Below are 10,534 nucleotides of genomic sequence, written 5' to 3'. Positions count from 1 at the left end.
CGCTGCTCAGGGCGGGGAGAAGCTCCGCCCTGAGCAGGGGAGCGACAACACACCCGCCTCTTGTTCCCGATTTGACTGAGGGGAGGTGGTGGACGGAGGTGCAGGAAAGCCGTTGTGGTGACACGCCAGTTCGCCCGCACCGCCGCACGCCTGATCCTGGGGACAGATGACGGTCACGGGACGGTGGGCGGCCGGGTCCGGCACCGATCCAGGTTGCTGTGCATGGTTTAACTGCCCAGCAGGACGAGAAGCTGGGTTTGAAGGAAGGGGCCTGGGCCAGAGTCAGGAATCGGCCAATCCCCCGTCTGGCGGGTGAAGCGGCACAGCCGCGATGCTGGTGCCACGCTGGCCGCAGGACCCCAAGGCCAGCCCACCCACCGTGTCCGCCCCGCGGATGGTCGCTGGGTCCTTCGACTGCCGTTACTCCAGCCCGGTGGCCTTGCGGAGTTCCTCCGGCATCTTGGCGAGCCACGCTTCCAGCTGTCTGGACTCCACATCGCTGAGTCTGGCCTGCCAGCGGGCGCTGGCAAGCTTGCGCCCCAGCTGTCCCAGGCGCTCGCGGTCCAGGCGACCGGCCGGCCGGGCCTTGAGCTGTTTCAGCGCGGCCTGCACCCGCGCTTTGCTCGCTCCGCTCAGGGCGAACTTCAACAGCTCCGCCTGGGCTTCCGGTGGGGCGGCGGCGACCAGCCCGGCGATGCTGTACGGCAGCCCCTGTTCCCGCATGGCCGCCAGCACCGGCGCCGGCCAGTTGAGGATCCGGACCTTGTTCTTCGCGAAGCTGGTCCAGTGCTCCCCCCCAAGCTCCCGGAAGAGGCGCTCGAGCATCTCCACGGCCGCCTCGTCGTTCGGCGCGCGCAGCAGGCCCAGCAGCCGGTGCCGGGCGGCGTCCACGCTCACGTCCCAGCGGGTGGCGATCAGCAGCAGGGTGGCGTCCACCTGATCGATCGTGCTGAGGTCCTCGCGCTGCAGGTTCTCCATCAGCGCCAGTTCCAGCGCCGCGCTGTCATCCAGCTGCTGCACCGTGACCGGCACCTCGCTCAGCCCGGCCAGTTGCGCGGCCCGCCAGCGCCGCTCGCCCGCCACGATCTCGTAGCCGTCCCCGCGGGGCCGGACCAGCAGCGGCTGCAGGATGCCGCGCTCCTTGATGCTCGCGGCCAGCTGCTGCAATCCAGCCTCGTCGAAGCGCCGACGCGGCTGGTGGACCGTGCCCGGCTGCACGGCCGTGACGGGCAGCGTGATCGTGCCGACCTCCGGCTCGGGGGGCGCGGCGATCAGGCCGGCGAGGCGGGCGCCGACGGTGGGTTTCTTCGGGCTCACGCCTGCACCTGCACGTTCAACCCGGCCGCGTCGGCGATCTCCTGCGTGACCCGCCGCACGTCCTTCCACGCTTCGCTGCGGGGCGCGTACACGCCGAGCGGCTGCCCGGCGGCCGTGGCTTCGTGCCACGCCGCGCCCCGGTCCGCGACCGGCTGGGCCACCGGCGACACCGAGGCCTTCAGCACCGCCAGGGTCTCCTGGTCGTGCTTGCGGCGGCCGTCGTATTTCATCGGGACGTACAGCGCCACCTTCAGGTCGCGCCGGGCCTTGCGGTACTGCTGCATCGCCTGATGCAGTCCCACCAGCCCGTTGAGGCCCTTCTGCTGGGTCAGCACCGGCACGATCATCGCGTCGGCCGCCAACGCGCCCAGGATGGCCACCTGCCCGAGGCTGGGCGGCGAGTCGATCAGCACCACGTCGTACCGCTCCTGGACCGCCTGCAGCGCCTCGCGGAGCGCCAGGTGGGCCCCGACCCGGCCCATCATGGCGCCCTCGACGAGCGCCAGGCCCAGGTCCGCGGGGATCAGGTCCATGCCGTAGACCGTGGTCGGCGTGGGCAGGTCGCTGCCCTGGGTGGCCACGCCGGCGATGGTGTCTTCCGGCTTCACGTCCTGGACGCCGAGCCAGTCGGTGAGGTTGGCCTGGGCGTCCAGGTCGATCAACAGGACGCGCTGGCCAGACTGAGCAAGGGCATATCCCACGTCGCGGGTCAGGCTGCTCTTGCCGGAGCCGCCCGCGTGATTAAAGACGGTGAGGGTGATCATCTGTGGCCCCAGCCTACCCGATGCAGTGCACGAGAAGCTGGAACCGCCGAGGACCACGGACGCAGGAGCGCACCTGACCAGGAGCGGGTGAACGCCTGAGGCGACCTGAACCGTCCGGCGTGTCGGGCCGGGGCGTCACGTGGAAGGCCCTCCAGCCACAGATGAACACCTCGACCACACATCACTGCCCCAGCAGCACCGGCCACTGGAGGGCGCTGTGGACGACTACCCAGCGCCCGACGACCGTTGGGCATCTGACGGAACACGGCGCTGCTCCTGCACGGCCTAGACCCGGACGAGCCGCGCAGACGGCTCGGAAGCGGGTGCACTCTGGGTCGTCGTCCACCCTGCTTCGCTGTTGCCGCACACGCGAAGGGCGCCGGTTGAGTCTGTCGTGGTCTGGAGCATCTCCTGGAGTGGACCCGTCCTCAGGTCAATGTTCCGGACAGGCCGGTCGTTCCGGCGGGTGTGGGTGTTCGTGGTGCTGGCCTCAGTGGACGAGACGGATCGCGCGGCGCTGTCGTGCGTCGCGGGCCCGTTCCACCGCCACCTCGGAGAACATCCACGTGTAGCCCAGTCGTTCGGTCGCCAGGTTCGAGGGACCGTCTGCTGGATCGGTCGGCTGAGGCTCGGCGGGTCACGTCGTGTTCTTTCCGGAAAGAACACGAGTACGTGTTCTTCCACAGCCGCATCTGTGCGTCGTCCACCCGTCTCCGCAGCAGGTTCCCATCGGCCCACACCGCTGCAGGTACGCCCAGATCACCAGGGTGCCCGCGGCCAAAGCCTGACGCTGTCGCTGCTCGACGTTGAGGGGCTGGAACGTCTGATTCATCGGTCGGAGCGTACCGGTTCGACGACTTCAGTTGACCGCCGGGACCGTGTGAGGGTCCGTCTGCTCCAGCATCAGGTCACGGATACCGCTCGTGAGCACCACCCGGTGGCGAACGGTCTCCTCGGGAGACGCGCAGGGCGCTCCGGCCAGACGTGCCGTCAGCGCACATGTGGGTGCGTGTGGGGAAGGCGGGCCAGGTGATGGCGTCCCAGAGCAGTGGAGAGCATGCGGCCTGGAAGAACCGCCGTGCGATGGCACGTGCTGCTGAGGTGGCCGCGGCCGACCAGGTGCAGCCGAGCCCACGGCTCCTTCAGCGGCTGGCCGGAGCCAGAATGGTCGGTGTCCGCCTGCAGGTCCAGGGTCCCAGGCCGAACGGTGCAGTCGAAGCCGGTCAGGGGTGGGTGCCGGGGCGGATCCTGGAAGGCACCGGAGGTCCCGTGCCTCAACCCGGGTGGTCTGGGCCGCCGGGACGGTGGCTGGGCAACGGCAGGTGGCAATCACGGTTCGGACGGCGCTGGGCCGCTGCTTTGCCGAGAGGCGCCGGTTCGCCTGGGCTAGTTCAGGGACGCGCAGCCGGGTGGTCAGCCGCAAACGCCCACAGCAGTTCAAGCAGGCGCTCCGGAGACTCGATCTGTGGCAGGTGCCCGGTGCCTTCCATCAAGACGAACTGCGCGCCGGGGATGGCGTCGGCGTAGGCGCGGCCGTTCTGCGGGTCGGTGATGCGGTCCGCTTCGCCCCACACGACCAGAGTGGGGAGCGTGATGCCGGGCAGCCGGGCGGGCAGCCCCGGGTCCACCATGGACGGCTCGCCCCCGTACACAGCCAGCGCGGCGCGGTTCAGTGCCATGACGCGCTGCGCCTCCGGGCTCAGCTGCGCCGGGTTCAGGCGGTACCGGTCCGGCTCGGCGTAACTGTACTCGGCGATCTGGTCGAACGTCAGCGTGAAGAAGTCCGCGACCGGGTGCTCCGGCAGGTCCACACCGACGGCATTGACCAGCACGATGCTTGACACGCGGGCGGGGTGGCGCAGCGCGAGCTCCGCGGCGATCCACCCGCCGATGGAGTTGCCGACGACCGTGACGTCTGTCAGGTCGAGGGCCACGAGCAGCGCCTCGTACACGGCCGCGAGCTGGCGTGGGGTGGTGAGCTCCGCGGGACGTTCGATGCCCTGGAAGCCCGGGTGGGTGGGGGTATACACGCGCGCGGCACGCGCTGTGGCCAGCTGCTCGGCGAAGCGGGCGACGGACGCGGGGCCCGCGCCGCCGTGGAGCAGCAGGAACGGACGGCCCTCACCGCGCGCGTCGAACTGCAGCGGCACCGGGCCGAGGTCGGGGAGGTCGAGACGCAGGGTGCGCGATTCGGTGGACGTCATGGAGCCTCCTGCAGGGCGCGGGGTAAGTGACCCGGTCTGCAATATCAACAACCTTAGATCAGGTTGTTGAGAAAAGCAAGCTGAGGTAGAGTGAGGGCATGGCGACCGAAGAGGACGTGGCCCGCGCCATCAAGCGGGTGCAGCACCGCCATCACCGGGCCTTCACTGCCGCGCTCGCCGATCTGGGCGTCTCGCTGGTGCAGTGGGATACGCTGCGCCACCTGCACCGCCACCCGGACGCGTCGCTGCACGACCTCGCCCAGCTGACCTTCCAGACGGACCAGGCGTTCGGCACCCTGGCCACCCGCATGACGGAACGCGGCTTGATCGAGCGCGTCAACGGGCCGGGCCGAGCCGTGCGCCACACCATCACTGCCCGTGGCGAAGCCGTGCGCGTCGCGGGCGAGCGCCGGGTGCGCGACACCACCCGCCGGTCCCTCGCCCAGCTGCACCCGAACGACCTCGACCTGCTCGCCCGGCTGCTCACCACTATCCTGGACACCCCGCTCGACCACGTCCCCGGCACCCCCAAGGGGGACGAGGCGCCTTGAAGACCCCCGGGCGAGGCGACCACCTGAGCCCTGCCCACGCCCACCTCCGATTCCTGCACAGCCGCCGCCGTGCCCAACGAGGGGGTGAGGCCGCCGGCGTTCGTCGGGCTGGATGTGGCCGGCACCCGCCGCGGAGGCGACCGGGAGTGGCGGCGATCACGGTCTGGACGATTCGCGGCCACGATCCGCCAGGCGCCTGGTGAGGCAGGCCGGTGCGGTCCACTCGTTCCGGAACGCCACCCGGACCGGGACGGCCCCATTCGCCCGCCGCGGTGCAGCGGTGCGGTTTGACAGGCACGGTCCCGCCCACTGGGCTGGAGGGCCTCAACCGGATCACCGCCCTGGACGCGCGGTTCGACGTAGCCCAGGGCCCTGAGGGTCGTTCAAGCCGGTTGGCCTGCGCGCCACTGCTTCCGGGTCGGGCGCCGGCCCGGAGGAGGGGAGACGGGCGGGGTGGGCATCGTGCAGCAGCGCGTGCTGGCGCTCCACATGCTCAGCGTGGCCCCCAGTGCTCCGCCAGGCCGCGCCGGTCAGGTGCCCCATCACTGAACACGCTCAGCGGTTCGCGCTCACCTTCACCCCTGCACGGGCCACGCGATGGTGCAGACGCGCTCGTCCTCGTCCACCCGGTCGGGTTCCGTCCAGTACACCTCCCGCGGCGCGCCCGCCATCTGGAGCCCCTGGCGCTGAATCGCGGTCGCCACCGCGTCATACGCTTCGAGGATGCCGGGAAAGGCCCACTGCCGTCGGGTCACGGTGGTGTACAGTTCGCGGCCGGCGGCGTCGGTTCGCACCACCAGCTGGCCTGCCGGCTGAAGGTGGCCCTCGAACGGCACGCAGAGCTCCACCGGGCCGTCACTGTCCTCGTTCACCTGCCCGTGAAAGACCACGAACCAGCCGTGGTCAGCGTGGGCCCCGGCGCCACGCAGCGCGTCGAACAGGTGCACCCGGGCTTCGCGCAGGAAGCCCTCCAGACCGGCAATGGGGACGTTGGCGCTCAGCGCCGCGACCTGCTGCGCTGGACGGACATGGTCGTGCACTTCGAACATGGTGTCTCCTGTTCCCTCGAGATGGCGTTGCAGGTACTGCGCCAACTGCCGCTTGACGGCCTGCTCACGCTCCACCTGCTGCCAGTAACGGCCGATCCGCGCGGCCGCCTGCCCAGCCGGCAGGTCAAGCACGTCCGCGATCTGGCCCAGCGGCATGTCGAGTTGTCGCAGCAGGGCAATCAGCTGGGCGCGGGCCCGTTGATCCGGGTGGTAGAAGCGGTAGCCACTGTGCGGATCCCGCACGCGGGGCACCAGCAGTCCCGCGGCGTCGTACAGGCGCAGGGCCTTGATGGACAGCCGGACCTCGCGGGCGAACACCCCGATGGTCCACCGATCCGCTTCCGCGCGTCCGGTCGGGTGTGCAGCGGTGCCGGTCTCGCCGTGGTCACTCACGCTTCAAGTGTGAGGCCTCCCCTTGGGGAAGAGTCAACCGGCCCGGAGCACGGCGCGGTGCAGGCACGGGTGGCTCAGGCGCGCCGCGGCTGGGGGTGGCGCCGGGCCGGTCCGCCCGGTGGGGTACCGGTGGTCCTGGCGCGGGACCGTGCAACGGCACCCACGCTCCGTTCCGCGGATGACCCGCCGTGGCGGCCGGTGGTGTGGCGGGCCGCTCGCCGTGACCCCCCGCTTGCCCGGTCCCGGGGCCCTCGTTCGTTGGGTTCTCCTTCATGTCCCGCTCCGCCTGCAGACGCCCCTGGCGCGCTTCGGGCGGGGCAGGTATATAACGGGCTTGGCCCGCTGCACCGGAGGCCCCGCGCGCCGCCGTCCCTGCATCCAGCGTGTTCGCGGTGTGGGGCACGACAGGAGGAGCATGACGAACCCGATCGATTCCCGCCCGGCGCAGGACCACACCCTGCCCGTCTCGCTGCACGTGAACGGTGAAGCACGCCAGGTGGACGTGCCGCCCCAGGCGACCCTCCTGGACGTGCTGCGCGAGCGCCTCGGGCTGACCGGAAGCAAGAAGGGCTGCAATCACGGCCAGTGCGGCGCCTGCACCGTTCACGTGGACGGCGAGCCGTACCTCTCGTGCCTGACGCTCACGCTCTCGCTGGAGGGCCGGTCCGTGACGACCATCGAGGGGCTGGCGGACGGGGCAGCGCTGCACCCGGTGCAGCGGGCCTTCATCGAGCACGACGCGTTCCAGTGCGGCTACTGCACGCCAGGGCAGATCATGTCGGCGGTCGCGTGCCTGCAGTCCCGGCACGCGCAGGACGAGGCGGCCCTCAAAGACTTCATGAGCGGCAACCTGTGCCGCTGCGCCGCGTACCCGCAGATCGTGCGGGCCGTGCAGAGCCTCGTCGAGGAGCCGGCCCGTGCGGCCCTTTGAGTACCTGCGGGCGGGCAGCGAAGCGGAGGCGGTGGCTTCGGGCGGGCGCTTCCTCGCCGGCGGCACCAACCTGCTGGACCTGATGCGGCTGGACGTGGAGCGCCCGGCCCGCCTCACCGACATCACCCGCCTGCCGTTGCGGGACATCCAGGAGACGGCCGGCGGCGGCCTGCGGATCGGGGCGCTCGCCAGCAACACCAGCGTGGCGGAGCACCCGCTGGTGCGGGCACGCGCCCCGCTGCTCAGCGAGGCGCTGCTCGCCGGCGCGTCCCAGCAGCTGCGCAACATGGCGTCGATGTCCGGGAACATCATGCAGCGCACCCGCTGCCCGTACTTCCGCAACCTCGACTTTCCGCACTGCAACAAGCGCGAGCTCGGCAGCGGCTGCGGCGCCCTGGAAGGCGACCACCGCAAGCACGCGGTCCTCGGCACCTCCTCCTGCTGCGTCGCCGTGCACGCCTCGGACGCGGCGGTGGCGCTGGTGGCGCTCGACTGCAGCGTGACGCTGCACGGCCCGGAGGGGGAGCGGGAGGTGCCGCTCCGCGACTTCCTGCTGCAGCCGGGCGACCACCCGGAGCGGGAGCACGACCTGCGCCGCGGCGAACTGATCGTGGCGCTGACCCTGCCGGCCTTGCCGTGGGCGGTGAACGCCACCTACCTCAAGGTCCGCGAGCGCGAGTCGTATGCCTTCGCGCTGGCCTCGGCGGCCGTGGCGGCCGATCTGGACGGCCGCACGGTCCGTGACGTGCGGATCGCCCTGGGCGGGGTGGGGACGGTGCCGTGGCGCGCGACCGCCGCCGAGGCGCAGCTGCGCGGCCAGCCGGCGACCCGGGCGAACTTCGAGGCCGCGGCCCTCGCCGCGCTGGCCGGCGCGCAGCCGCTGCCGCAGAACCGCTACAAGGTCCAGCTGGCGAGCAGCGTCATCGTGCGTGCCCTGGAGCGCGTGACCGGGGCGAGCGCATGACCCCCCCGCCCCAGGACCGGCCCGGCGGCGCCATCGGCCAGCCGATGAACCGGGTGGACGGTCCCGCCAAGGTGACCGGACGCGCCACCTACGCCGCCGAACATCCGCTCCCGAACCTCGCGCACGCGGTGCTCGTCACGTCGGCCATCCCGCACGGCCGGGTGCGGCGCATCGACACCACCGCCGCGCTCGCGGTGCCGGGTGTGCTCACCGTGCTGACCCACCAGTCCCCCGGCGTCACGCTCAGGCCGGTGGAGGCGCCGTACCCCAAAGGCCCGGCCGGCAGCGGGCTGCTGCCGCTGCAGAGTGACGAGATCCTGCAGCGCGGGCAGGTCGTGGCGGTGGTGGTGGCCGACACGCTGGAACAGGCCGAGCACGCCGCCACACTCATCGAGCCGGAGTACGAAGCGGCGCCCTTCATCGGCACCCTCGCCGAGAGCCTCACCAGCGACCGCGAGGACCTGCGGGCGCCGGTGGAGCAGGCCGACTACACCCGCGGCGAGCCGGAGCAGGCGTACCGGGCTGCCGAGGTGCAGCTGGACCTCACCTACACCACGCCTCAGGAGCAGCACAACCCGCTGGAGCTGCACGGCACGCTCGCTGTGTGGGAGAGCACCACCCGGCTGACGGTGTACGAGCCGAGCCAGTGGATTCTGGCGCCGCAGCACACCCTAGCGCACCACTTCGGCCTGGACCCGGAGGCGGTGCGGGTGGTCTCGCCGTACATCGGCGGGGGGTTCGGCAGCAAAGCCGCCACCTGGGCGCACCTGCCACTGGCGGCGCTGGCTGCCCGGGTGGTGCAGCGTCCGGTGAAGCTCGCGCGCAGCCGGGCGCAGGAGTTTGCGGGGGTCGGCTACCGGCCCGCCACGAAGCAGCGCTATCAGGTGGGGGCGACGCAGGACGGGCGGGTCACGTCGGTCCTGCTGCACGCCGACAGCCAGGCGGGGATGCACAACGACTTCCCCGAGCAGGTGGTCAACATCACCCGCATGCTCTACGACGTGCCGCACATGCGCACCGCGCAGCGCCTCGCCCGCACCCACGCGGGCGAGGGCATCATGATGCGGGCGCCGGGCGAGGCCAGCGGGTCCTTCGCGCTGGAGAGCGCCATGGACGAACTCGCGTATGCCGTGGGCCTCGATCCGCTCGAGGTGCGGCTGCGCAACTACGCCGAGACGGAACCGGAGAGCGGCCTGCCGTTCAGCAGCAAACTGCTGCGCGAGTGCTACGCGCAGGCCGCCCAGCGGTTCGGCTGGGCCCGGCGCACCCCCACGCCCGGATCGATGCGCGACGGCGACACCCTGATCGGTTGGGGGATGGCGAGCGTCACGTACCCGGTGTACGCCTCGGCGGCCACGGCCCGCGCGCGCCTGTTCGCGGACGGGCGGGCCGAGATCGAGGCGGGATCGCAGGACATCGGCACCGGCACGTACTCGATCCTGACCCAGATCGCCGCCGACGGGCTCGGCGTGGCGCCAGCGCAGGTGCGGGTCTTCCTGGGCGACACCCGCTACCCCAAAAACGCGTACTCCGGCGGGTCGCGCACGGCGGCCAGCGTGGGCGACGCGGTGATGGCCGCCTCGCTCGCCGTGCGCCAGGACCTCGCGCTGCTCGCCGTCCACGACCCGGCGTCCCCGCTGCACGGCCTGACGCCGGAGGCCCTCGAGATGCGGGCCGGCCACCTGTATGCCTGGGCGGACCCGGCACGCGGCGAAGCGCTGAGCGTCATTCTGGAGCGGGCGGGCCGCGACCACCTCGAGGCGTACCGCGAGGTGCTGCCCGTCGGGGGCGAGCGCAAGAATCTCCAGGAGATGATGAGCGCCAAGAACGCCTCGGTGCCGGCGGACGCCGGCGGGTACGCCCGGCATTCGTTCGGGGCGATCTTCGTGGAGGTGCGGGTGGACCCGGATTTCATGACGCCGCGCGTGTCGCGCATGGTCGGGGTGTACGACGTGGGGCGGGTGCTCAACCACAAGACGGCCCGCAGCCAGCTGATCGGCGGGATGATCTGGGGCGTGAGCATGGCCCTGCACGAGCAGACCGATGTGGATCCCACCACCGGCCTGGTGCTCAACGACAATCTCGCGGAGTATCACGTGCCGGTGAACGCGGACATCGGCGAAGTGGACGTCACCCTGCTCGACGTGCCGGATCCCCACGCCAGTCACCTCGGGGTCCGCGGTGCGGGCGAGCTGGGCACCGTCAGTACCGCTGCGGCTGTCGCCAACGCGGTCTACCACGCGACCGGGAAACGGATCCGCGACCTGCCCGTGTCCATCGACAAGCTGCTGTCCCCCGAGGACCGCTGAGTCCGGCCGGGCCCGCGCGATGGACGCCCAGGGGGGAGTGCGTGGGGGGTAC

The 10,534-nt window shown here is 71.5% G+C and carries 8 protein-coding genes; 4 read left to right on the top strand and 4 right to left on the bottom strand.

The window, feature by feature from the left end; genetic code table 11:
- Positions 1-420: 420 nt before the first annotated feature.
- The 3 genes from ABOD76_RS04755 to ABOD76_RS04745 all read right to left on the bottom strand — a co-directional run bounded on the left by ABOD76_RS04755 (position 421) and on the right by ABOD76_RS04745 (position 4,285).
- Positions 421-1,317 carry a ParB/RepB/Spo0J family partition protein gene (locus tag ABOD76_RS04755; RefSeq protein WP_350241936.1) on the bottom strand — a complete coding sequence of 299 codons (897 nt, stop codon included), beginning with the start codon at positions 1,315-1,317 and terminating at the stop codon, positions 421-423.
- A complete protein-coding gene (locus tag ABOD76_RS04750) occupies positions 1,314-2,081 on the bottom strand; it encodes a ParA family protein (protein WP_350241933.1) in 768 nt (255 codons plus the stop codon). The genes ABOD76_RS04755 and ABOD76_RS04750 overlap by 4 nt, the downstream gene beginning before the upstream one ends.
- A gap of 1,391 nt (positions 2,082-3,472) precedes the next feature.
- Positions 3,473-4,285 (bottom strand): alpha/beta fold hydrolase, encoded by an 813-nt coding sequence (locus tag ABOD76_RS04745; RefSeq protein ID WP_350241931.1) that lies wholly within the window; start codon positions 4,283-4,285, stop codon positions 3,473-3,475.
- A 98-nt stretch (positions 4,286-4,383) separates the two neighbouring features.
- Here ABOD76_RS04745 and ABOD76_RS04740 point away from each other — a divergent pair, with 98 nt between their 5' ends.
- The gene (locus ABOD76_RS04740; RefSeq protein ID WP_350241929.1) at positions 4,384-4,836 is read left to right on the top strand and encodes a MarR family winged helix-turn-helix transcriptional regulator; all 453 of its coding nucleotides are present in this window, start codon (positions 4,384-4,386) and stop codon (positions 4,834-4,836) included.
- 575 nt (positions 4,837-5,411) lie between these two features.
- On the opposite strand, the gene ABOD76_RS04735 is transcribed toward ABOD76_RS04740, so the two are convergent.
- A complete protein-coding gene (locus ABOD76_RS04735) occupies positions 5,412-6,278 on the bottom strand; it encodes a MerR family transcriptional regulator (protein WP_350241927.1) in 867 nt (288 codons plus the stop codon).
- A gap of 415 nt (positions 6,279-6,693) precedes the next feature.
- Here ABOD76_RS04735 and ABOD76_RS04730 point away from each other — a divergent pair, with 415 nt between their 5' ends.
- From ABOD76_RS04730 to ABOD76_RS04720, 3 genes are read left to right on the top strand one after another with little or no spacing between them, the layout of a single operon-like run.
- A complete protein-coding gene (locus tag ABOD76_RS04730; RefSeq protein ID WP_350241926.1) occupies positions 6,694-7,209 on the top strand; it encodes a (2Fe-2S)-binding protein in 516 nt (171 codons plus the stop codon).
- Entirely contained in the window at positions 7,196-8,173 is a 978-nt protein-coding gene (locus tag ABOD76_RS04725) for an FAD binding domain-containing protein (RefSeq protein WP_350241925.1), read from the top strand. Before ABOD76_RS04730 ends, ABOD76_RS04725 begins: the two co-directional genes overlap by 14 nt.
- Positions 8,170-10,482 (top strand): xanthine dehydrogenase family protein molybdopterin-binding subunit, encoded by a 2,313-nt coding sequence (locus ABOD76_RS04720; protein ID WP_350241923.1) that lies wholly within the window; start codon positions 8,170-8,172, stop codon positions 10,480-10,482. The genes ABOD76_RS04725 and ABOD76_RS04720 overlap by 4 nt, the downstream gene beginning before the upstream one ends.
- The last annotated feature ends 52 nt before the right edge of the window (positions 10,483-10,534 follow it).

Source organism: Deinococcus sonorensis KR-87, assembly GCF_040256395.1.
GTDB classification, from domain to species: Bacteria; Deinococcota; Deinococci; order Deinococcales; family Deinococcaceae; genus Deinococcus; species Deinococcus sonorensis.
Note: the sequence above shows the minus strand (reverse complement) of the source record. Positions and strands in the feature narration are given on the sequence as shown.